This is a genomic window from Gracilibacillus sp. JCM 18860, assembly GCF_055395245.1.
In genome coordinates this window covers 3,465,752-3,489,301 of the sequence record NZ_AP043868.1, presented here as the reverse complement: position 1 = coordinate 3,489,301, position 23,550 = coordinate 3,465,752, and the positions used below count along the sequence as shown (strand labels likewise).

Genomic DNA, 23,550 nt, shown 5'->3' with positions numbered 1-23,550 from the left:
TGTCGAAACTTCTACTGTGTAGAAATTTTATACTTCCAAACATACTAGAAAAACTCGCATTCGCTCGTCCTTTTAGCGGATGCGTTAGCTTTTCTTATACTTTGGACTTCAAAATTTCCGCTTCGTCGCTTTACTACTTGCAAAAATTTTATACTTTCTAACGTACAAAAAAAGAAATGAACTTCTACAATTAGAAATCCACTTCTTTTCCTTACTTTTACATTTCTTCACTTATCTGCTTACTATATAGTTGCCGATATTTTCCTGGTGTCATTCCAACAATACCTTTAAATTTTCTTGTAAAATTAGCTACATCTTTATAACCTACATCTACGACAATATTCTTTATGGGAGCATCTGTTGCTATTAACTCCTCCTTCACTTTTTCGATGCGTAAATTTTGCACATATTGTTTGAAGTTATACCCGGTTTGTTCTTTGATAAATCGACTTACATAAGAAGCTGATAGTTGAAATTCTAATGCTATTTTTTCTAAAGATAAATCATACAGGTGATAATGTTCATCTAAGTATGTGATGATATTATTTCTTAATTGATCATTATGACTTTTCTTACTACTATTCACCTGATCACAAGCTAGATCAATGATGCTATAAAGCTCATTGTAAAGTCCTTCAATTGACTGAAAATCAAAAACGGACTCTAATTGACCATGCTTAGGGGTAATCCCAACCTCTGTTATCGTTTTAATCACTGTATTAATGATTTCAAAACTAATCGCTCTTAAAAAAGAAGGAGATAGTTCTTTATGCTTCATTGTATCGAATATTGTAGTTAGTGATTCTTGAGCAACTTGCGTATCACCATGTTTAATGCTTTGCACAATCTTTAATAATTCTTCTTTCGGATAGCCTAATGAAGCAGTTGGCTCTTTCTCAATCTCTTCAAAATAAATACAACTACCTTGTGCATAGTAATATTTATATTCTAAAGCGGCTAATGCCTCGATATAGGACCTGTTAATGAGGGTAATATGATCAACAATAGAGCCAGCACTAATAATTGGCTTTACCCTTAATTTTTCCTTTGACTCTGTTCGTAATCTTTTTACAAAGTTTTGACGCTTTTGGGTGACAGTTGCTAAATCACCATCCATTTTAATAATTAAAGCAACTGCATCTACATACAACAAATCTACGCCAAATGCTTTTACATCATCTAATCGAAAGCTATTTACTAGCTCATAGATCGTTTCTTTTTCGATTAATTTCTTGGAGGACGAGCGACCACTTTCTAATGAAAGAATAAGAGAAGCATAATAGTCACCAGCTATATCTAAATGTAACGTATTATTGTAGTTTGTTATCTCTTCTTCCTTATTAAAATCCCCTTTTAATATTTTAGTAATAAATTGATCACGTGCAAATGATTGATGCTTATAAACGGTTTCGCTCAATTTTTCGTGGTCTTCAAAAACGGACGTGACCGTTCGTTTAATGGTCTCCAGTTCATTAATGGTAGCATTTACTGTTTTATTACGACTTACGGAGTTAAACAAGGAACGAATAGGATGATATTGTCTTCTCGCAAGGATAACGGCTAGTACTCCCCCTAATATAAAAACTCCAATACATAATAAGATAATAAGTAACCTCGTATTGGCTAATCGTTCAAAAAATTGATCTGTTTCCATTATCGTGACAAACTTCCATTGAGATATCGTTGACTCAACTGCAGCTAACGAATAATCTTCATTATTCAACTCTATTGTATTAATTTTTCTAAATTCACTTTTATCCAGTTTTACTTCATTGATGTTGATGGTCTTATCTTTAATCGTTGAAGCGAGAATTTCATTATTACCTGATACTATGTAGGCATTGCCTTTAAAATCACCCATTACATTCTCGATCAGTTCATTTAAGCTTTTCTCCTTAATTAAATATAATACAGAACCATACGTACTATTACTATCTAACGTAATTGGAGTAAAGTAGGCAACAAATTTATCCTTACTTCCATAGTTATTTTGTTTCTCAAAAAGGACATTGTTTGGAATATTCGTGTGAAGAAGCTCATCGAAATCATTTAATTCGATGTAATAAAATTGGTATTTATTCAAAAATGCAGGGAGACTAAATGACCCTTCTGATGAATAAATCGTGTTACTTTGATGATAAAAAATTAACAATTCTTCTAATATCGAACTATTTGCTTTATACTTTTTCAACTCAGCTACTGCCTCGAGCCCATAATACGGGTGATGAATCATATATGGAGTCAATCGTGGATCATGTGCAATCCTGTTCGAAATGGATTCTAATTCACTCATTCTCTCATTTGTAATAGCTGCAACCTGTTCCAATTTGGCTAAATTGGATTGTTCGATTTCTTCCTTTAAATTACTTACAGAATTTAAATAAATAATGGAACTCATAATTACAAAAGGGACAAAGAAAACGATTAGATAGGAAACAATATAATTAATAAACAATTTAGATTTAATCAAAATACCACCTTCTCCCTATACAAGCAATTAACTCCTTCCATAGGAGGGGGTTTTACTTTTTTGTTTTATTTTTTGCTGATTTTCTTCCACACCTACACACGCCCTATACGAAAACCAAAGAATGGGGTACAAGGTTAAAGGCACGCCTACAAAAGCCGTTAATACCGGAAGATACCAATATAAATAATACAAAATAATAAGGGAGATAAACATAGCGATCGCTTCAAAGGGTCTAGCTAAGGCTATAAGGATGGATTGTTTATAATACTGTAATAAGGTTAGATCATAACGTACATAGACAATAAGAAAGTGACAAAAACTCGCCAAGCCAACGATTATGAAAAACATTAATACTAAATGAAAATAAAAAGATTGGATATATGTTTTAGATACAAAATAATCGACATATAAGAATAGACCAATCAATAACCAACCTAAAAATAAAACATTTGTTTTTATAAAACTTTTCTTGTATGTATTCCAAAACTCTTTTACAATTGGAACTTCCTTATTCTCTGAAAACCACTTATGTATAATAGATGCCATTGCTACTGTAGCAGGAGCAATCCCAAATACCCCGACACCTAACAAGGTTAAGATAATCCAACAAATATTTAAAATCATCATTCTAGCTAACCAAAAGCCAAACGTATATAGATATTTAAAAAATCCGTTAACGAATACCACTGTATTTCCCCCTAACTTGTTATTTTCTCTATCATATCAAAAAAGCGCTCAAAAAAGAAAGCCCTTTCAAAATTTGCAAAATATTCAAAACAGAATTAATTTCAGGAAAAACATCTCTTAAAACCATCAAAAAACCTACCACTTCTTAACCAGAGGTGGTAGGTTTCAAACTTAGCTTAGCTGTTCTATTAATTGCTTTACTCTTTTCGTTAATTGTTCCTTTGCACTTGCCGAAATAAAGCGTTCCATCGACCGTTTCTCTACTTGTCTTTCGAACTTGGCAAGGAACTTACGCGCTTGTTTAATGGAGTCTTTTTCATAATGGTGGATCATTTGCCTATACGTATTGGTCAATTGTTTTGCCAATGGACCTCGCAGGTCTCCCGACTCGATGTATCCATCCATTAAATCTTGTAGGCTAGACAGCTGAACAGGAAATTCAACAGTGGGAACGGGAACTGTTGACCAATCCATATCCGAACCAAAATAAAAGCTCGTATAGGATGGTTGATTATAGGACGTATTTTGTCTCGCCACCTCTGCACGATACTGTGGATCATGCATTAACGTATAAAGCTTGTGATCTGTTACTTCTGTACTCAAGTAAATACGAATAGCTGAGCTATCCTCTGTTCTTACTAGTAACTCCTCACGCCAGTCACCAAATATATCTGCAACAAGGCTTGGATTTCCTTTCGTCCAGTTATTGGTTCTCGTACCTTCTGCCGTTAACACAGTACCCTTCTGCCAATCATCAATGGTTGGAGTTTGGTCTCTAGATCCATTAATAAGTTGAGTCGTCATATCAGCAGACCATTTAATGCTCATGTTGGTTCCAGGAAGCCCCTTGGATTCAGTAATGTCTTCCCCCTCAGCCGTTTGTAATTTAACAGCCCATGTTTCTAAGCCTGGTTTCGTTGGATCTATATCACCGATCATTCCGCGGCCAGTATCTTTTCCTGTGTAATCACCATAAAGAACCTCACCAGTCGCAGCATCTCTTAGTGCATAACCATAAGGAGCCCAAGCACCGCCTTCAAAAACCATATACATTTCCAAACCAGGTCTGTTCGGATCAATATCGGCAACATGCATGGCATCTCCATGGCCTAAACGAGCGATTCCTTCTCCAGCTGCTTCCTCCGGCATCTCATCCATCGAGCTATACAATAAAGAGCCATCATGATCAATCGTAGCCGAGCCATAAACAATTTCTTGTTTTCCATCTCCATCAACGTCTGCTGCACTTAAGGAATGAAAGCCTTGAGTGGTAATACTTCCAAATTCCTTGTCCGTTCCATCCACACCGTGTGGACCATCATTAAATGGGTTGCTCATCGGTGTCCAACCACTGTCTACATACCAATTTTCACGAAGATGCTCCCCATCCCAGTTGTAAGTGACAATCGTAGCTCTTGTATAATAACCTCTAGCAAAAACGGCAGAAGGCCGTTGCCCATCTAAATACGCAACACCTGCTAGAAAACGATCGACACGATTACCAGGCTCGATACGGGACATAGCATAATCTCCCCATCTTAATCCATCATCTCGACTCCCAGGCTTGTAATGAATTGTCTCTAACTCTCCACCAGTTTCTCCATCAAAAACCGTCACATACTCTGGTCCTTCTAGGATAAAGCCTTCAAAATTGCGTAAATCGTTACGACTACTTCTTTCTGGAGCATAGACATCGATAAAATAATCAGCTAGATTTTCTGCGTCCTCCTGTGATAAAGGATAAGCATATTTCGATTCTATTCCAAAGCATTCCTCTAATGTAGCAGGCCACTCTCCACTAATAACCTCTTCTTGCTCATGCCAGTTTCTAAATAAGTCTACGATATGTGCATAATAATCCTCACTACTCATGCGATAATCATCATGATGACTGTACCCCTGTTCCTTATCCTCTTCTGGCATCGTGATAAATTCTTCCGATATTACTTCACCGTTTTCATCATATCTGAGTACCTTCGTACCAGGAGCTGTCTTTAACATTATTTCTGACTTACCATTGCCGTCAAAATCATATACTAAAAACTGTGTATAATGTGCTCCTGAGCGGATATTGACACCTAAATCGATTCGGTAAAGAAGTTTTCCATCAAGAGTGTACGTATCAAGATAGGTTTTTCCAGTATAGCCAACCTGAGATACATCCTTAGCATTAGACGGCTCCCATTTGACAACATACTCGTATTGACCATCTCCGTTCATGTCCCCAACACTCATATCATTCGCGTGGTAAGTAAAAGATTCCCCTGCTAGTGTTATTCCATCTGCAGGCTTTTGTAATGATAAATCATAATACGCTTTGTCCCACGGGAGAATCGTTTTACTTTCTTCGACCTCTTTTCCATTTATTACGGCATGAACCGCATATTCATGATTGCTAGAGCCTGCTTTATCCAAATAGTTCGTGCTTTCCTCGACTGTTGCAATCTTTTCACCATCTCGATACACATGGAAATTCACACCTGTTAGCCCTGTTTCAGAATAGCCAGTGACTTCATTAGCTAGTAAACGCCAGCTCAAGAAGACACCTTCCGAAGTAGATGCAGCTACTAAGCCTCGATCTAATTTTTCTAGCTGGATACTGTTCATTGTACCTTTTTTCTCTACTGCTGAAATATTAATCACACCCGAAAATAGTAATACTAACGTACTAATGGAAACTAGTGTCTTTTTTGCCCATGATTGCTTTAACAAATAATCACTCCTTTTTGAAATCGCTTACAAATTTTAGATTAAGAAAAATTTACCTCCCTTCCTGTTTTCGATTATACCAACATAGCTTGGTTACACCATTAAAAAATCAGTGAAACTTATTGAAAAATCAGAGGTTTTTTCTAAGGAGAATAGTCTCCTATTTCTATCACGAAAAAAAGCATCCTTCTATACGTAAGTATACTTTACAAAATGCAAACGATCCTTTACAATGGTATATAAGGAGAGATCATAATGAAGAATCGGCTTAAGGAGTATCGAGCGCGTTATGGCTATTCACAGGAAAAGCTGGCAACTCTTATTGGTGTAACGCGGCAAACGATTGGATTTATTGAAAAACAAAAGATGCTCCCATCCGTATTACTAGCAATGAAGCTAGCAAAGGTTTTCCAATGTAAAGTGGAGGAGTTATTTTTGCTAGAAGAGGGAGATGAGGACTTGTGAATAAATTTAAGCTCTATCACCCACTAATTATGGCATGTTTCTACTTTGCCTTATTACTATTCTTCGGATATGTTGATTTCATTATGAATAATCCCGACCAAGCCATCTTAACCATAAATGGGTTTAGAATCCACTTATTTATGGTCATACTAATCATTGGATTCATTGGTTTTTCTAGCTTTTTAATTGTCTATACGTACTATTATCAAAAGTGGAATAAAGGGAATCCTTTGTCACTTAAACCACCAGAAATCAATGAAGAAGATGAAGGAACCCAACATATTTATACGATCGCTACGAAACGAATCTATATGTTTTATACAACCGTGATTCCGATTCTTACATTGATTGCGTTTTATTTGCACATGATTTCCTTTGAATTAAGTGCAAATATGGTAGTATATGTTCTCTTAAGTATTTTGACGATTCATTATTTCCTTTATTATAAAGTGATTTGGGATTTTATGAAATAAAATCCTACAAAGAAGCATATATACTATCAAATGTTAGATTGTTGCATTATAGGAGTACATCCTATTTGCATATTAGAAAAACTCGGCATTCGCCATGTCCAATACCGAGTGCCGAAGTTTTTCTTATACTATCAACAAATAAGAATTTTATCTTACTGATAGTATAATAAGCCTTCTAAAGCTAATAGCTTTAGAAGGCCCCCCATTACACACATTCAGCTTTTACACTAACACCCCACTTGTGCCAGCTCCAGTTACCACTGAAAGAACCACCTTGGTATACAAGACACCAGATAGTTAAACCAGCAAAGATAGTGAATGCAAGTGTTAAAAGTACTGCTAATAACACGATAAACCAACCATCGAATTGCACTTTACGATTTTCAACCATTGCAGTAAGATTGCTTTTCAAAGATGCAAGAGTAAGTACAACTAATAAAGATAAACGATTAACTAATGCCATTTTTTTCACCTCCTTTCAAGTGTAGAGTCTTTATGAAATATTGCTTTTATTATCATCATTCCATCACCAAGTGGTGGAATGATGTTAATAACATGGAACACATACAAAAAACCGGTAAACATGAGGAAATTCTGGTTTGTCCATTTCGCAAAAATAATCAGAACAAGTCCGATAACTAGTAGAATAAAAAGTGGCATCGCTGCTACCTTCATCATTTCCTTCGATGTTAAAGTGAATTTCGGATAGATAGTAATTTTGGCAAAGGTGAATTCTACCTCCAACTCTCCTTCCTCCCTACTCTTTTTCAATAAGATTGCATGCAAGTATTCATGAATAATAAAGGAAAGAAATAAGCCACCAAAAAAAATAACATAAAATTGAAGGATGTATCGAGCCATTGTCCAGCTTGTATCTATTACTAATGGAAGTAGACTGAATACTACCATTGCCACAAGTAATTTTTTGTAATGTCCAAGGAATAGTTGGACAAAAAGCCAAAAGCTCACACGATCTAGCGAATAGACAACCTTCATGAAGCTGCCGACTTTCGCTTAAACAATGATAGGATAAAAATAAATAGGACAAACAAAATAGCTATCGTTATAAAAATTGGAATACCATTAGCAACACCAAATTGCATTTCCAATGTATCCTCCGATGTTGGGGTACTATTAAAGAAGAGACTACCAAAATAGGTAGTTCGATAACCTTCCTCCCCGCTACTAAAAAGCATGATTAGGAAACTAGCCGTTAAAATAAATAATGTCGTGATAACAGCTGCTATTAAACTATTAATGTATGTCAACAAATTTTTCATTTCGAAAACTCCTTCTCAGATTGATTAAGCCCTGAATACTGAATAATATCATGACCAAGTAGAAAAAAATCAGAATAGCTATATTCATCCAAAGGCCCAAATTCATGAAGGTTAGCGAAATCCCTATCACAAGTATCGGAATCATCACAACAGCAATACTCGTGATAACGGAAAATGGATTGTCATTATAGGGGGGAAATAATATCCCTGCTAACACGAAAATTAGCACACCGAATGTAACGACAACATATGGAATGATGAAATGAATAACCGTTGTAATCATGATAAATCCAGATAATAATAAGGGGATCGAAACAAGATAAATAATAATTAGCTGTGAGACTAATAAATATAAATAATCCTTCCATGCCACATAATCAAATTTATACATCATTTGTCTCAGATTTTGTGAATGGATAAAGCTATAGATACCATTAAAACTAAGTAAAATCATCGTATAAAGGATATATTCACTTAAATTAAAAAGAATAAGTATAATTGCTGCTAAATACACAAGTGCTATCGTATTCAATGTATTCATATTTCGAAAAGTGCTTAATACATATGCTTTCATAACAGAAACGTTTTTTGCTTGAAAGGCAAGAAGATGCTTGGAGTTCGACATATGAGATTGGTCAGGGATCACAATAATGAGTCCAGTCAATATAACGACAAGACCGACATACAAGAGAGTCGTTAACCAAAAACCATAATTCTCATGAAATTGTTGAAAGAATAAGAGTATACTCTCCGTTGTATTGGTTTCTTGAATCAAATCATTAGCAAGCTCCTGTACCAATGTTTGTGCTTTTCTCAAGAAAACCGCAAAAATAAAAACAAGAATAGATAGATTAATAATGTGGAAGAGCTTTTCTATTTTGAAAAAGGTACAAGCAAAGGAAACTAGCTTGGAAATCACCTGTAACGAGAGATAAGCAAAAGTACTGACATATAACAAATTCACCATTAATACATCGATAAATGCGAATTGATGGATCAATACCATAGACAGGACAACGGAAAAGGAAAGTAGAAATATTACTACAAAGGAAATCAATGTCTCATAAAGAAAAACAGAGAAATTCCGCTCCTTACTACTAATCGGAAAATTAATCGTCATCCGTAAAAATCCATCCACTTTGGAGAAGATCACTTTGAGAAAAATCGTGACAACAATCGTCCAAAGTATGATTGTACTAGAGTATGTATTCAACAGAAATAAAACGATTTCTTCTGTCTGTAATGCTTCAGAGAAAAATATAAATACAGACACTGCAATGACTGTCATTAAAATAAGAAAGGCAACAAGTAACAAAATACGAATAAGTGGATTTTTTAATATGCCAAAGTTTAGTACTTTTCGCATAAAAAAGGTGCTATATAAATGAACTAGATGCTTAATTGGATATAATCTCATTTTTGCCCTCACTAATAGCTTTTAGATTTTTATTTACTTAGCTCGAGATAATCTCATTTTTTAAATCTTCATGATTCATTATCCCTCTAAAAATAGAGAGCAAGCTCGTAGTTTGGCGGACATCGTCAATCTTCTTTTCGGTATGAATTTTTCCTTGGTAGAGAATAACGACCTTATTACACATTTCTTCTAATAGATGCAGATCATGTGAGCACATAATCACGATCTTATTCGGCCCAGAAAAATTCATTAATAGTAGTTTCGTAATTTCTCTTGATTCGACATCCATTCCATTCAATGTTTCATCAATAATTAATATTTCAGGATCAATCAACATCGCAGCAATGAGCTGAACCTTCTTTTTCATCCCATTGGAATATTCCTCTATGAGGACATCTAATGCTGAATCAAAGGAATAATATTTGACTAAACGGTGAAAACGTTCTTCATCCATAGAGGCATTATACATTTTTAGCATAAGATTTATGTATTCTTTTCCAGTTAGAAACTCTGGAAGGACATCATCACTCGGTAAATACAATACAGCATTCTTAACTTTAAAATCATTATGATCAAGTCCGTCAAGCTTAATCGAACCTTTTTGTTTTTCTAAAAGGTCACAAATCAACTTGATTAAGGTTGTTTTTCCACAGCCATTCGGACCAATTAATGCTAGAAAGTCACCTTGTTGGACAGTTAGGTTAAGGCCATTCAGTACCGGTGTTTTTTTATCATAAGAGAAGTGAAGTTGTTGAATTTCTAGCATGACATTTACCTCCTTAGGCAAGAGTTAAAAATAGTCATTCGAAAGTCTCCTGTTTCATTCATGGAGGATTTAATCTGAAGGAATTTTCTAAAGTGATTATAACAACCTAAAAATAAGCAATCAAGGTTATTTTCCAAATTTAACATTGTTTAACAATTCCTTAACAAAGTCGTAATAGGACTAATAAAACTATTAAAACATCAATCAGTGGGAGGATTTATCCTCCCACTGATTTTCCTAGATATGCCTGTTTCATTTTTTTTAATCCATATGCAGCAACAGCTGTTGGCGTTTGATTTTCAAAGCTTTCCATAAAAAGCTCAAGTGATAAATACCCCTGATAATTTATGTTTTCTAAATAGCTGACAACTTTTTCTGTTGTTATCACCCCGTCACCTGGAAACAGACGCTCTCTATCTGTAATTTGATTTCTTGTAGGATATTTTGGATAATCATTGACATGAAAGATACCGATGTTTTCCCGTTTTAAGTAGGCTAAATTATCAAATGAACTTCCACCTTTATACATATGAAAAGTGTCTAATAAAAATTTAACATTGGGAAGTCCGCTTTCCAATGCGATAAACATTGCCTCGCTTAATGTTGCTAATTTCTTAGCATGCCCCCAAAATTCTAAATAGACATCCAAACCAATTTGTTCTGATAAAGTAGTTAATGTTACAAAATGGTCTGCAATTTCAGCTAAGCTTAGATTCTCCATATTCTCACAAGGAGGCGCTGCGACAGCTCTACTTCCTATTTCTTTCAGTATTCTCATCTCTTCTTTTGCTTCCTTCAATCCTTCTTTCATTTTTTGTTCATCCTCATCTGACCAGTTGAAAAAGGTAATCGTATTCACTAAGGAAATTCCATGATCCGTAATACAATCTCTTAATTCTCGTAATGAGCCTCCACTTTCCAAGAAAGTTACTATATCCTTCATCCAAAGTTCTATTCCGTCATAACCTGCTTCTGTAGCAATTCTGATTTGTTCTAGAATGTTCAAATTAAATGGGAACAAGGTCGAGGAATTTAGCGCAAACTTAACATGCCGCATTTGTTTCATCCTTTATCAAGTATTTGTGTCCACTCCTCACTGTTACTCGAGCATGATGGCTATATTTTAATCCCTTGCTATCGTTTAAAATAATGTCGTAAATGTTTAACCGCCTTAATAATTCCCTGTTGTTCTGCCTCAAGGGATTCACTATAACGATGATCTTCTAATTCAATACTGATAGGTCCTTTATATCCTATTCGTTCCAGACGAAGAGCAATCTTCCCCCAATTAATTTCACCATCTCCAGGAATGGTATAGCGCCATGAACCTTCAGAAAACAGATATTTTTCGCCAAAAGTTGATGGCAGGACACCACATTCATAAAGCTCATCATGTAGAATCTCCGTATCTTTACCGTGACAATGGTTGACTCTCTCACCAAATTCATTTAATACTCGAATATAATCAATACCTAGTCGTACTAAATGTGATGGATCATAAGTCATTCCAAAGTGTTGAGATGGAATGGTCTCAAACATTGCTCGTAACATTTCAGGTGTACAGCCAAGCGTAGGATAATACGGAGCTGGTCCTGGCCATCCTTCGATTGCAATATAAAGACCTGTTTGTTCAGCATGTTTTACTATTTCGGGAAATGTCTCCTTCCAAATAGCAAAGCCCTTTTTTCGAGATAATTGAGGATCCTCTGGCACGAGACATATAAATATTGTTCGTGCTCCTAACGATGATATGTGATCCATTTGCTGTTTTAAGCTGTTTACAGCATTAGCTCGACTTTCTTCATTTATACTAAGCAATTGTCCTACATTTTTTACATCAACTGTTCCGACAGTAATACCTGCATGATCACATGCTTTTATTACGTCTGGGGTTAGTTCTGGGACATCAAGGGAATCTAAGCCAACTTCTGCCGCCCAATTAGCCACCTTTTCCATACCTTGTTGACCAATCTGCCCTGGAATACGCATTCCAATTTGAAAATTCATATGTTTAGCCTCTCTCCTATTCTTCATCCATTTCATAAGGCTTGTAGCCTGCAGATTTATAAACCATTTCCGAAAATTCGACTACTTTTAATGCAAAATCTCCAGGTACCTTTACCTCATGTTTACCTAGGATTGCATCAATAAAGCTCTTGTCTTGATTAGTAGTTTGCTTAGGAAGTTCTGGGATAATCATTTCCCCATTGGATAAGTACACCTTTATTTGATCATTATCGTAAAAAAGAGCACCTTTCTCTCCACAAAAAACATATGTTTCATGCCATATAGGAGCATAACCAACAAGATTTAGTCCAGCAATGGCTCCTTCTTTAAAACGAATCGAGGTAAAAGTATCAATTTCTACTGGCGCACCCTGTTGAGAGAGCTTTGTAGATATTTCTATTGGTGTTAAACCAGTTGTCCAGAGGAGAACATCGATGATATGACTGCCAGAATCCATCAAAAATCCTCCACCTGATAATTTCGGGTCTTGCCTCCATACGTACTTATCCTGTCTTCCCCTCCACCACTGTTGGTACAGAGATGCCGTTATAGATGTTACTTTACCAAGTTTTCCACTTTGAATGATATCATGGATATAAATAAATTCTGGTTGAAAGTGACGTTGGTACGAAACTTGCATCATTTTACCCGTCCGATTTGCTGTTTCCATTAATTGTCTTGCCTCTTTTGAAGAGCAAGTCATCGGCTTTTCGATTAACACATGTAAACCTTTTTCTAATACAGCGGTTGCTTGTTCAAAATGAAGGGTATGTGGCGAACAGATCACTACACCATCTAATTCAACCTGTTCAAGCATGTCTTGATAATCAGTAAATTGCTCGACCCTTTGTAAATCATTCCTTACTATAAATTGATTTCGTGCTGTTTCACTAATGTCAGCAATTGATTTAATCTCTACATTTTCTAACTCTAAAAGTTGTTCGGCATGTACTTGAGCCATTCCCCCTGTACCAATAAAACCAATACGAATTTCTCTCACAGTTTTCACTCCTCAACGATCCTTATTTTAGGGTGATCTCCATCAGTTGTTCACTGATGGTTAGCGAAACTTAACATTTAGCAAATGAAGGTCTTAAGAACACTTTATTCTATGTTAAAGGGATTTATTTAAGATTTCTTGTATTGCTTTATATACTTTGTTCGTTATTGCTCCTTTGTCTAACCCTTTTTCTAAATGCTTCTTAAATAATTCTAAGTGATTTACTGCTTGTTTAAGGCGACCTTTATCAAGGTGATCGTTCGCTTGCTTTACTTGATTGCCAAGCTTTTTAGCTAGTACTTTATCAAGCTGATTATTTTCCTGATAATTGGCAATATGTTCCTCTAATGACGAGGTAGTTTGTTTTAAAATAATTGGTTCTAATTGTGCAGCATGCTCCATCAGCATTACACCACTTAGTTGTTGGCTTAGCTCAATTGGTAATTTATTTTTTCCTTCCCAAGAGGACCCAAATAAGATTTCAGGATCTAATTTAACCTTTTTCCAGACGTTTTTTGCATTATCTACTATCCATTGTGCTAACTGTTCCTGTGACGGATCAACCTTGACTAAATCGGTTACATAACGGACAAGGATTCCTTTAAATAGTCCACCATCACCGGAACCTCCTTCGTAAATAATATGGTTGTGATTGGAAAATATATTTTTGGCTGTATTGGCAGTTCTGACAGCTGAATTTAAATACTTTTCCTCACCTGTTACTTGATAGAGCTCTACAGATGCCCCGATATAAACTCCTTGGTTATAAGTGAATTCCCATTCTTTATCGATCTTCCCATCACCAGTTCTGTTAATTCCATCCCAAACAAATCCATTTGTCGGATCCACTAGTGTATCAGTGAGCCAGTTGTAAATTTTCTTAGCCCATTGTAAATCTTCATCATTTCCGTAGTTTTGATAAAGTCTAGTCGCTAGTATTACTGCAGGTGCGTTCGAAGGTGTGTTTTTATAGTCTAACTGAGATTTATTCCAGGCAATTCCGCCACCATATTCATTACTCCATCCTGTCTTTATATCCTCCCACAATGTAAAAACAGCTTGTTCATGTTCAGGATCATTCGTGAATTGATGGAGGCGTTGTAAAGCAAGAGCCATCCAAAGCATGTCATCATAAAAATCGTTGCGGATATCTCCCCCATTTCTCTCTTTTACTGCTGCATATAAAGCAGTCGCCTTGTCAATATATTGACTATTACCAGTTCGCTCATAGCCATCCATTAGTGTGTCTATACCATGTGCCAGCCACCAATAATGAAAGCGGTTATTCTCCTCATCATCTGGATATTGGTTGCGAAACATACTCGTTTCATTATCCCAAAAGTTATCCTCGAGTGATTGTTGGGCTAGCTCTGCTTCCTCTTTTAAATCCCATTCTACAGACTGTTTTTCACTAGGTTCTTTTACAATTAAACTGTCGTAATTCAGCCAATTGGTACTACCTTTTGCGGAATCAAAACCAAGAGTAATGGTATTCACCCCCGAGGTTAGATAAACATCCTTTACATAAGTTGTTTGCCAGTCCCCCCAGCTACCTGTTCCAGAGAAACGCACCTCTTCGATCACAACCTCACTATTAACAGATAAGTAGCGGGTAGCTGATCCTGCAGCAGCTGAATAGTTAAATACGAAAGTGTAAGCACCTGCACTAGGGACACTCACTTCAAGTTGTACAAACTGCCCATTACCATTCCAACTCGCAATGTATCCATTGCCAAAGTAACCAGCTTCGGAGTTTTCGACTGCAACATTATGCAGTTTACCTTCTGTTGCATCATACTCTTCACTCCATTCCGTTGCTGCTTTTACCTCCAAAGGATTAGAAATATTTACTAAAAACAATGTACTTAGAGGTACTAAGATCGTGGCAACAATCAATTGATTTGACTTCAAAAACAAGACTAACACTCCCTTTTATCGTTTATTCTTAAAGCTTTAGATAATATATTAACCATTACTACCCGACACCTTTTTAACTGGAAATATGCTCTTATCTTTGGAATAACTAAATTTATTAAACACCGGCTTTAAAACGATCATGGTCAAATAAGCTGAAACACTAACCATAAAAAATAAGAATAAAGCGGGAAAAACGATGAGAATGTTGGAATAAAAAATCACACTGAAATTTAAGACAAATAAGGAAAATAGAACAAATGATACTACCGGATGCCCTAAAGCAATAAATACGGAAAGCTTTAAATGGTTAATAAAAGTTCCTTTAAAGTAAGAAAAGACGGGCAGGACATATAATGAAACAATAAATGTCAATACGGCAATTACCAATACAGGCACTCTAATTACCATAGACCAATTATTGAGGGAATGAATGGCTAATGAGATAAAACAGACATTGAGAGTTGTTACAAAATATCCGTAACCATTAGCTTTTATGAAATTCTCCACAAAATAGTTTAGGAAGGAGGACCATACAACCTTGTTATTGTTCTGTGTTAAATCTCTACAAACCATTAGTAAAGCAACTGTCGCAGGGAAAAAACCGAATAAGATAAACCCAGCCAATGTTAGTAGAATCCACATGATATTCATCAAGGAGATTTTAGCAGTCCACTCCATTAACTTATACACCACATACACCTACTTTCATTACAGAGAAACTAATCTTAACTTTTGATTCCAGAAAAATTTGCACCTTCAATGAAGTATTTTTGTAAATACATGAAAATAAGGATAATTGGTAGAATGATCACAATAGTTGCCGCCATCATAGGTCCATAAGCAGTTTGTTTGTCGAAGGTAAATGCCTGCAATCCGATTTGTACGGTATAAAGCGATCGATCATTTAAAACAATTAAAGGCCAAAGGAAACTATTCCAGCCTGCCTGGAAGGTAAAAATTCCAAGTGTAGCAAGAGCTGGCTTTGTTAACGGTAGATATAGATTCCAGTAGATCCTGAATTCACTGCAACCATCAATTCTAGCAGACTCCATATATTCATCTGGCAATGTTTTAAAAAACTGCCTCATAAAAAAGACGGCAAATGAACCCGCTGCACCTGGGAGGATAACCGCCCAAAAGTTATTTAATAAGCCGTGTCCACCTTGACCAAGAATATTGTTTCCACCCATTAAGGGTATGTGATTTAATACGATATACTGTGGAATCATCACAACAACTCCTGGTATCATCATTGCTGCGAGCAGAATAGCAAATATTACCTTTCTCCCTTTAAATTTCAACTTGGCAAAAGCATAGCCACTCATCGAACCAAATAATAGATTAAAAAACACCCCCATGACAGCAAGATAAAGGGAATTAATCAGATAACGCCCAAATGGAACTGCTTCGAATGCTTCGATATAATGATCAAAGGTGATGATCGAAGGGAGCCACTGCAAAGGAATGCGGAATATTTCATCATTGGGTTTAATGGATGTTAATAAGCTCCAAATAAATGGCATTACCATAATGACGGTAATGGCTGAACCTAGGATATAAAACAGTAGCTTCTTAATATTTTCTCTTCTTCTCAATTCTTTCCCCTCCTTCTAGTAATCATTACTTTGATTAATTTTAAAGTTAATAGCAGTAAAGATTAATATTGCCAATGTAAGTACTAGCGCCTGAGCCGAAGCATAACCCATCTGCAATTGCTCAAATCCAGTGGTATATATGTGATAAACAATTGTCTTGGTTGAATTTGCCGGCCCACCTTGAGTTAATACATATGCCTGATCAAATATTTGTAAAGCACCGATAATCGTCATCGTACTTGTCAGCAATGTCGTTGGCCTCAACATGGGGATAGTGATATAAATCAATTGCTTAAATGCTGATGCACCATCAATTTTGGCCGCTTCATACAGCTGTGCAGGGATTCCTTTAATCCCAGCCATATAAATAATCATGTTTCCACCTACCCCTAGCCAGAGAGTTACCCCTATAACGGATGCCATTGCCGGTCCTGACTCAGATAGCCATGCTGGTCCCGAAATACCGACATAACTTAGAATTTGATTAATTAAACCAAACTCAGAATTCAAGAGCCACAACCAAACGATCGATGCTGCAACAGCAGAAGTTACAGTCGGCATATAGAAGGCAAGTCTGAAAAAAGTCACTCCACGATAGGGCTGTGTTACTAAAACCGCTAACAATAAAGAAATAATAACCATCAACGGTACATAAAAAAAAGCTAGTAGACCGACATTACGAAATGTCTGCCAAAGAATACTGTCATCTATTAATCTTTTAAAATTTTCCATGCCTACCCAATTCATTTGACTGATAATATCGTATTCCATAAAGCTTAGAACTATCGCCATCCCGATTGGTATCACCATAAAAATGATAAAAAGGATCAAAGCAGGAGCAATTAGAATATACGCAGCTCGAGACTGATAGCGGTTAAAGGAGCTTTTTCTAGGAATAGAGTCAATGGAGAGTACATTTTCATGGACTCTATATTGCTTATTCAGCTTCATTTTCTTCTAGCATCCTATCTCCCGCTTCTTGGGCTTTTTCCAAAGTTTCTTCTGCGGATTGCTTCTTTAAAACGAATTTCTCTAAATTCGGAATTAAGGCATCCACCTCTGCAACAGGATAACCGGGGTGCTGAGGACGAATCGTTGCAAATTCTAACGTATCAACAAATGGCTTCCAGAACGGATTGTCTTGGAAAAACGGGTCTTCCAGCGCAACTTTATTACCAGGGAGGTTCAAACTTGTTTTTCCCCATTCTAACGCAATCTCAGGATCTGCTAACCACCATTTGATAAACTCCCATGCAGCCTCTTTCTTCTCTGAGGCTTCCGTTATCGCTAGACCGTAACCACCCATTACCGCACCTTTGTCGCCATCCGGTCCAGCAGGTGGTGGAACAACCCCGTAATTTAATTGATCAGAATATTGATTGTAAGTTTGCACATCCCACGGCCCGGTATAATGCATCGAAACTTTTCCTGTAATAAATGGGTGCTGTGCACCTTCTAGCCCTTTATCAAATCCTGGCTTATATACTCCATCTTCATAGATTAATTGATTCCAAAAATTTAATACTTCTAGACCATCTTCACTATTGTAGGCAGTAGCTGATAAATCTTCTGTCATCATCTGTCCGCCCGCTTGTTGTAACCACATACTGAACAAGCCTAAATCCATTAAAGAAAAACCTGCCCGTTCAAGATCATTTCCATCTTTTATCGTTAACTTTTTTGCAACTTCCCGTAATTCATCCCAATTGGTAGGAGGCTCTAAACCAGCCTCTTCAAAATGATCTTTATTATAGAAAAGTGCTCTTGCATCAACTGTAAGGGGAAGGCCATATAACTTATCACCATAACTCAGTTCCTTTAAAGCTTCGTTGTAAAAGTCACCATCTGAAACACTGTCTTCGTCCATAAAATCATTAATTGGATGTAGTACACCCTTTGGTGCATAAAGAGCTGTTCTCCATCGATCCCAGATCATGACGTCAGGAACTTGACCTGAAGTGATACCTGTCATAAATTTAGTGATTAAATCCTCCTGAATAACGTACTCTACTTCGATGCGATCTTGTGATTCGTTAAACATTTCCACCATGTGATTGATTTGTTCTTCACCATCCCCTGTCCAATCTCCCCAAAAGGTAAGCTTTACTTCTTCATCTGAACCACTATTTCCATCAGAACTCGCATCGTTATCACTACTACATCCCACTATTACTAGACTGATCATCAAACCTAACAGCAACATACAAATAAAACGACTCTTATTCATCTCAGCACCTCTTTTTTAATCAATCATTTTTTAGAGATTTTTCAATATAGTCCAATATAAATTCACAGTACATGGAATTCGCCCATGAAAACCACTTGCGCGTAAACTTTGTTGGATCATCTGCATGGAAGCCTTCATGCATATAGCCAGTATTAGCATCCGTATTTTCAAAGAGTGTCAAGATTTCATTTTTTTCTTCCATAGATTTAGCAGTAAGACCTTGTATAGCTAGTGCTATATGCCAAACATATTGGTCGGGTGTATGCGGACTGCCGATTCCTTTGGCATATTTCCCGTGGTAATAGTAAGGATTATCTTCACTTAAAATAAAGGCCCTCGTATTTTGGTAAATTTCGTCTTCTCTATTGCCATAGCCCAGATAAGGGATGGACAATAAACTTGGGACATTTGCATCATCCATTAGATTATAATTGCCATACCCATCCGTTTCGTATGCATATATCGTTCCATATACTGGATGTTCTACGATCCCATATTTTTCTATCCCAGCTTGTATTTCTTGCTTAAGTTTATGGACACGTTCGATTAATTGGTGCTCATGATAGACTTTACTCAGAATCTCTTCCATATATCCTAGAACCACACTTGCGAACATATTAGAAGGTATTAAATATCCATAAATACATGCATCATCACTTGGACGAAATCCAGACCAGGTCATTCCCGTATATTGAACTGGATGTCCAAGACCTTCTCTAATTAGAGTATCCGATGGAGGACAGTCTGGTCGTTGAAAGCGATAAGAAGATTTTTCCTCGTGATACTGTTCTGTTTGCCATACATTGATAATTTTTTGCATTGCTTCAAGAAAGCTCTTATCAAAGTGATAAACACTACCAGTTTCTTTCCAAAATAAATAGGATAACTGGATAGGGTAGCATAGTGAATCAATTTCATATTTCCGTTCCCAGACCCAATCTGACATATCAGTTATATCACTTTGTTGCCCAGCGCCTGAAGCTTCTTTATTGAATGCATTCGCATAAGGATCAAGATTAATATAATCAATCTGCCTTTTAATCACTCCCTCGATGATAGAGGCGAGCAGTGGATCCTTTTTGGCAAGCGTTAAATACGGTTTGATTTGTGCGGTAGAATCTCTTAGCCACATTGCAGGTATATCTCCAGTGATAATAAAAACAGAATTGTCTTCAAGCTGTTCGACCGTTGTTAATAAAGTATTTTTAAAACAGTTGCAAAATATCTCCCCTAGCTTAGGGCGATTTCTAAAATATGCTCTTACTTGATCCATCTTCTTAATCATGGATTCTGGAATGGTTATTTGAGATTGATTCATCCTTTCATTCACCTCCCCTCCTTTGTAAAAGCGCTTACAAATAATATAATTGATATATTAATGATATGTCAATAGAAATTTAATATTACATGTATATATCATTTAAAGAAAAATAAAAAAATAGAGCCACCTATTAATTAAGGGTAGCTCCTATCTGTTACCTTTCATGATAGCTTATTCTGCTTTTTCGATGAAACCTCTGCTGTAGAATCTCCAACTACCAGACTGGCATCCAGTAACAAACGCTTTGGAGTTTCTTCTTGCTCCTCTTTACTTTTCAGCTTCAATAAAAGATCAAATACTTTTTGGCCCATTTTTTCCTGGTCCTGAGATAAATAAGTTAAATGAAAATCCCCTATTCGACGTGGAGGACTATCAAAACAAATAATAGAAATGTCCTCTGGTACTCTCATTCCTAATTCCTTTACCGCTTTCTTTGCCATCAGAGCAATATAATATTCTGCTGCAAATAAGGCTGTAATATAAGGAAATTTCACCAAATGGTCTTTTATCTTTTTAATATCTTGAGTAAAATTAGGCGGTCTAAATGCATTGGGCAGTGTGGAAGTTATATTATTCAACCATAAGTTACGGTCAACCATAACCCCTTTCTCCGCATGTGCCTGGACAAAACCCTCAATTCGATCCTCTAATGCTGTTGTATCTGTTGGCGGTGGAGTGAGGAGAGCTATATGCTTATGCCCCAGTTCCAAAAGGTGCTCAGTCCCTTTTTTTGCTGCTGCAACATTGTCAGTACTAACGGATGCAGTGGAAATACCTTTTAAATGGCGATCAACCAGAACAAGTGGAAATTTTTTAATTACTAATTTTAATATTTCCTCACTAAAATACTCAGCTTGAGATGGGAAAACAATAAGTCCATCGACTCCTAATTCCACTAATTCTTTGATTGCTCTTTCTTCCAATTCTGGTTTTCCGAAGGACCTTCTAAGGATTAAAAAACTCGAATGCTTTGTTGAGCATTTCTCCAGTGACGAAATTAATTCGGTACCATAGCTATCATCAAAATCGGTTATCACTAAACCGAACAGTAAAGCAGTCTGTTCACCTTTTTGGTTATTCACCTTCATTTTATGATTAAATCCTGAAGCCCGTTTGACAAAAGAACCTCTACCAGGCTGTCTTGTAATCAAATCATCTCCAGCTAATAATTCAAGTGCTTTTTTAGTTGTAATGCGACTAACACCATATTGCTGTGATAATTCCTTCTCTGACGGCACTCGATCCCCTTCTTTGTAAACTCCTGAAACAATATCTTTTTTAATATTTTCATACAAAACCTTATACAATGGCTTCGACAACCGAAACACCTACTTTCCTACCAGTAAAACCTTACTTGTTGTTATATCATGTTATATCATATATGTAAAGAATCTTCATCTCATACCTCTTTGCCTTTAAACTACTTTTTCTGTCTTTGGTTTAATATTCCACGATATCCTTAAAAGAATGGCAATGACTAATTTTAATTCCCTATTAAAATCTTAAGAATTTCAATTAAATAGAATATGACAATATATATTGACATAATTTTATTAAGGAATACAGTTTCTCAGAAAAGAGGAGGTATAACATCATATCTAAGCGCTTACAGTTTATGGTACGTATGTTGATTTCACACAAAAATGACAATTAAAGGAGAGTTATTATGGATAGAAACATTGGAAAAAAAGTGTTGTTAGCAGGATTACTTATTCTGCTTATTCTTTTTACAACAGCTTGTTCAAATAGTGATTCCGATACTGGTTCTACTGATAAGGAAAATGATCCCAAAAAAGCGAAAAATAATGAACTCACTATAACCTTCCGATCTGGTGGAAGTACCAACCAAGGTTTAATAAATTGGTTAAATGATATGGTTATCCCTAAATTCAATGAAGAAAATCCAGAGGTAAATGTTCAATTATCTCCTTTAGAAGTTAGTGAAGGCGATTATTTTGCTAAGGTTGCATTATTGCTTCAGTCAGAGGATACAGCTCCAGATATTGTTACCGAAGACACTTTTATGGTCAATTCCGATGCCAGTGCTGGCTATCTTGAAGCACTTGATGATCGCATTGAGTCATGGGATGGCTGGGATAAAGTTACCGACACAGTCAAAAAAGGTGTTATAGCGGAGGATGGAAATATTTATGGTGTCCCCTATAATACAGACACTAGAGGACTCTGGTATAACAAGGAATTATTAGCAGACGCTGGCGTGTCCGTTCCATGGGAACCAAAAAACTGGGATGACATTATTAACGCGGCAAAGGCTGTCAAAGAAACATTCGAGGATGATGTTGTACCGATGTGGATGAATTCTGGTAAAGCTACTGGAGAAGCCACCTCGATGCAGACATTTGAGATGCTTTTATACGGAACAGATGATCCGCTATATGATTATGAAGAGGAAAAATGGATTGTCAAGAGTGATGGATTAGTCGATGCCTTTAAATTTATAGATACCATTTATGAAGAGGGGCTTGGACCTAATTTATCACAAGTTCTTAATGGCCAAGGTAGTAGTATTGCCTACCAGCAACTAATGCCAGAGGGGAAACTGGCAATTGGGCTGGACGGTATGTGGCAAACAGGTAACTGGCACGAAAATGGTTCTGCACCATGGCCAGAATTTGAAGATAAATTAGGTTTTGCCGCGATGCCTACTCAAGACGGGAATGATCCTGGAACTACTTCGATGTCTGGTGGCTGGGCGTTATCTATTCCGGCAAAATCAGACAATAAGGATTTGGCATGGGAGTTTATTAAAATGGCATCTACTCCAGAAATGAATTTGGAATTACAGCTAAATGATCGTAATATTTCACCATACAAAGAGGTAGCCGAAAATCCTAAATATCAAGAATTACCGTTTTTTGAAGAAGCAACCTCTTTCCTAGAAAATACCAACTTTCGACCTGCTGTTGATAAATATCCAAATGTTTCTACTGTCATTCAATCGCTGGTAGAACAAGTAGTGACAGATTCCATTTCTCCTGAAGAAGCAGCAGAACAGTATAAAGTTCAAGTTACTGAAATCGTTGGTGCTGATAAGATTATGGAAAAATAATTCATTCCTAAGATCAGATATAATTTTCCATTTGCCTCAAAATGGTTTCAACTAGCTTGGATAATCGTAAGCTTCCAAGTCTTTGCTTACATTTTTTACTATACTACTACTCTTCTAAAAATAAACAAAATGTGATCCGCGATAGA

The 23,550-nt window shown here is 36.3% G+C and carries 21 protein-coding genes; 3 read left to right on the top strand and 18 right to left on the bottom strand.

Annotated elements, in window-relative coordinates; all coding sequences use genetic code 11:
- Nucleotides 1-217: 217 nt before the first annotated feature.
- The 3 genes from ACZ5R4_RS17395 to ACZ5R4_RS17385 form a co-directional block, all read right to left on the bottom strand.
- Nucleotides 218-2,470, bottom strand: coding sequence for a helix-turn-helix domain-containing protein (locus tag ACZ5R4_RS17395; protein WP_109985381.1), 2,253 nt, complete (start codon nt 2,468-2,470; stop codon nt 218-220).
- Between the two features lie 27 nt (nt 2,471-2,497).
- Nucleotides 2,498-3,157, bottom strand: coding sequence for a YesL family protein (locus ACZ5R4_RS17390; protein WP_109985380.1), 660 nt, complete (start codon nt 3,155-3,157; stop codon nt 2,498-2,500).
- Nucleotides 3,158-3,328: 171 nt separating this feature from the next.
- Entirely contained in the window at nt 3,329-5,869 is a 2,541-nt protein-coding gene (locus tag ACZ5R4_RS17385; RefSeq protein ID WP_347835228.1) for a rhamnogalacturonan lyase family protein, read from the bottom strand.
- A gap of 252 nt (nt 5,870-6,121) precedes the next feature.
- Between ACZ5R4_RS17385 and ACZ5R4_RS17380 the strand changes: the two genes are divergently transcribed.
- Nucleotides 6,122-6,331, top strand: coding sequence for a helix-turn-helix domain-containing protein (locus ACZ5R4_RS17380; protein ID WP_054788403.1), 210 nt, complete (start codon nt 6,122-6,124; stop codon nt 6,329-6,331).
- The gene (locus ACZ5R4_RS17375) at nt 6,328-6,804 is read left to right on the top strand and encodes a hypothetical protein (RefSeq protein ID WP_054788404.1); all 477 of its coding nucleotides are present in this window, start codon (nt 6,328-6,330) and stop codon (nt 6,802-6,804) included. The genes ACZ5R4_RS17380 and ACZ5R4_RS17375 overlap by 4 nt, the downstream gene beginning before the upstream one ends.
- A gap of 205 nt (nt 6,805-7,009) precedes the next feature.
- On the opposite strand, the gene ACZ5R4_RS17370 is transcribed toward ACZ5R4_RS17375, so the two are convergent.
- The 15 genes from ACZ5R4_RS17370 to ACZ5R4_RS17300 form a co-directional block, all read right to left on the bottom strand.
- Nucleotides 7,010-7,267, bottom strand: a complete 258-nt coding sequence (locus ACZ5R4_RS17370; RefSeq protein WP_054788405.1) for a hypothetical protein — start codon at nt 7,265-7,267, stop codon at nt 7,010-7,012.
- A gap of 5 nt (nt 7,268-7,272) precedes the next feature.
- Nucleotides 7,273-7,800, bottom strand: coding sequence for a metalloprotease family protein (locus ACZ5R4_RS17365; protein ID WP_054860344.1), 528 nt, complete (start codon nt 7,798-7,800; stop codon nt 7,273-7,275).
- Nucleotides 7,797-8,084 carry a hypothetical protein gene (locus ACZ5R4_RS17360; RefSeq protein WP_277678073.1) on the bottom strand — a complete coding sequence of 96 codons (288 nt, stop codon included), beginning with the start codon at nt 8,082-8,084 and terminating at the stop codon, nt 7,797-7,799. The genes ACZ5R4_RS17365 and ACZ5R4_RS17360 overlap by 4 nt, the downstream gene beginning before the upstream one ends.
- Entirely contained in the window at nt 8,059-9,501 is a 1,443-nt protein-coding gene (locus ACZ5R4_RS17355) for a hypothetical protein (RefSeq protein ID WP_464367710.1), read from the bottom strand. The genes ACZ5R4_RS17360 and ACZ5R4_RS17355 overlap by 26 nt, the downstream gene beginning before the upstream one ends.
- Before the next feature lie 37 nt (nt 9,502-9,538).
- Nucleotides 9,539-10,267 (bottom strand): ABC transporter ATP-binding protein, encoded by a 729-nt coding sequence (locus ACZ5R4_RS17350; RefSeq protein WP_054860340.1) that lies wholly within the window; start codon nt 10,265-10,267, stop codon nt 9,539-9,541.
- A gap of 217 nt (nt 10,268-10,484) precedes the next feature.
- The gene (locus ACZ5R4_RS17345; RefSeq protein WP_464367709.1) at nt 10,485-11,324 is read right to left on the bottom strand and encodes a sugar phosphate isomerase/epimerase family protein; all 840 of its coding nucleotides are present in this window, start codon (nt 11,322-11,324) and stop codon (nt 10,485-10,487) included.
- Nucleotides 11,325-11,401: 77 nt separating this feature from the next.
- Entirely contained in the window at nt 11,402-12,274 is an 873-nt protein-coding gene (locus tag ACZ5R4_RS17340) for a sugar phosphate isomerase/epimerase family protein (RefSeq protein WP_109985373.1), read from the bottom strand.
- 16 nt (nt 12,275-12,290) lie between these two features.
- The gene (locus ACZ5R4_RS17335) at nt 12,291-13,274 is read right to left on the bottom strand and encodes a Gfo/Idh/MocA family protein (RefSeq protein WP_109985372.1); all 984 of its coding nucleotides are present in this window, start codon (nt 13,272-13,274) and stop codon (nt 12,291-12,293) included.
- Nucleotides 13,275-13,388: 114 nt separating this feature from the next.
- A complete protein-coding gene (locus ACZ5R4_RS17330) occupies nt 13,389-15,191 on the bottom strand; it encodes a glycoside hydrolase family 76 protein (RefSeq protein WP_464367708.1) in 1,803 nt (600 codons plus the stop codon).
- 48 nt (nt 15,192-15,239) lie between these two features.
- A complete protein-coding gene (locus ACZ5R4_RS17325) occupies nt 15,240-15,881 on the bottom strand; it encodes a YesL family protein (protein ID WP_464367707.1) in 642 nt (213 codons plus the stop codon).
- A gap of 35 nt (nt 15,882-15,916) precedes the next feature.
- Nucleotides 15,917-16,786 carry a carbohydrate ABC transporter permease gene (locus ACZ5R4_RS17320; RefSeq protein ID WP_245902375.1) on the bottom strand — a complete coding sequence of 290 codons (870 nt, stop codon included), beginning with the start codon at nt 16,784-16,786 and terminating at the stop codon, nt 15,917-15,919.
- A 15-nt stretch (nt 16,787-16,801) separates the two neighbouring features.
- A complete protein-coding gene (locus ACZ5R4_RS17315; RefSeq protein ID WP_464367706.1) occupies nt 16,802-17,737 on the bottom strand; it encodes a carbohydrate ABC transporter permease in 936 nt (311 codons plus the stop codon).
- The gene (locus ACZ5R4_RS17310; protein ID WP_464367705.1) at nt 17,724-19,013 is read right to left on the bottom strand and encodes an ABC transporter substrate-binding protein; all 1,290 of its coding nucleotides are present in this window, start codon (nt 19,011-19,013) and stop codon (nt 17,724-17,726) included. The genes ACZ5R4_RS17315 and ACZ5R4_RS17310 overlap by 14 nt, the downstream gene beginning before the upstream one ends.
- Before the next feature lie 19 nt (nt 19,014-19,032).
- Nucleotides 19,033-20,331 carry a glycoside hydrolase family 125 protein gene (locus ACZ5R4_RS17305; protein WP_464367704.1) on the bottom strand — a complete coding sequence of 433 codons (1,299 nt, stop codon included), beginning with the start codon at nt 20,329-20,331 and terminating at the stop codon, nt 19,033-19,035.
- A 164-nt stretch (nt 20,332-20,495) separates the two neighbouring features.
- Nucleotides 20,496-21,629 carry a GntR family transcriptional regulator gene (locus tag ACZ5R4_RS17300; protein ID WP_464367703.1) on the bottom strand — a complete coding sequence of 378 codons (1,134 nt, stop codon included), beginning with the start codon at nt 21,627-21,629 and terminating at the stop codon, nt 20,496-20,498.
- Nucleotides 21,630-22,000: 371 nt separating this feature from the next.
- Here ACZ5R4_RS17300 and ACZ5R4_RS17295 point away from each other — a divergent pair, with 371 nt between their 5' ends.
- On the top strand, nt 22,001-23,404 hold the full coding sequence (locus ACZ5R4_RS17295) for an extracellular solute-binding protein (protein WP_464367702.1): 1,404 nt from the start codon (nt 22,001-22,003) through the stop codon (nt 23,402-23,404).
- The last annotated feature ends 146 nt before the right edge of the window (nt 23,405-23,550 follow it).

Bases quoted from the DNA above. Each gene is read 5' to 3' on its own strand.
- ACZ5R4_RS17380 (WP_054788403.1), top strand. From the start codon at position 6,122: ATGAAGAATCGGCTTAAGGAGTATCGAGCGCGTTATGGCTATTCACAG.
- ACZ5R4_RS17370 (WP_054788405.1), bottom strand. From the start codon at position 7,267: ATGGCATTAGTTAATCGTTTATCTTTATTAGTTGTACTTACTCTTGCA.
- ACZ5R4_RS17365 (WP_054860344.1), bottom strand. From the start codon at position 7,800: ATGAAGGTTGTCTATTCGCTAGATCGTGTGAGCTTTTGGCTTTTTGTC.
- ACZ5R4_RS17360 (WP_277678073.1), bottom strand. From the start codon at position 8,084: ATGAAAAATTTGTTGACATACATTAATAGTTTAATAGCAGCTGTTATC.
- ACZ5R4_RS17355 (WP_464367710.1), bottom strand. From the start codon at position 9,501: ATGAGATTATATCCAATTAAGCATCTAGTTCATTTATATAGCACCTTT.
- ACZ5R4_RS17350 (WP_054860340.1), bottom strand. From the start codon at position 10,267: ATGCTAGAAATTCAACAACTTCACTTCTCTTATGATAAAAAAACACCG.
- ACZ5R4_RS17345 (WP_464367709.1), bottom strand. From the start codon at position 11,324: ATGCGGCATGTTAAGTTTGCGCTAAATTCCTCGACCTTGTTCCCATTT.
- ACZ5R4_RS17340 (WP_109985373.1), bottom strand. From the start codon at position 12,274: ATGAATTTTCAAATTGGAATGCGTATTCCAGGGCAGATTGGTCAACAA.
- ACZ5R4_RS17315 (WP_464367706.1), bottom strand. From the start codon at position 17,737: ATGAAGCTGAATAAGCAATATAGAGTCCATGAAAATGTACTCTCCATT.
- ACZ5R4_RS17310 (WP_464367705.1), bottom strand. From the start codon at position 19,013: ATGAATAAGAGTCGTTTTATTTGTATGTTGCTGTTAGGTTTGATGATC.
- ACZ5R4_RS17305 (WP_464367704.1), bottom strand. From the start codon at position 20,331: ATGAATCAATCTCAAATAACCATTCCAGAATCCATGATTAAGAAGATG.
- ACZ5R4_RS17295 (WP_464367702.1), top strand. From the start codon at position 22,001: ATGGATAGAAACATTGGAAAAAAAGTGTTGTTAGCAGGATTACTTATT.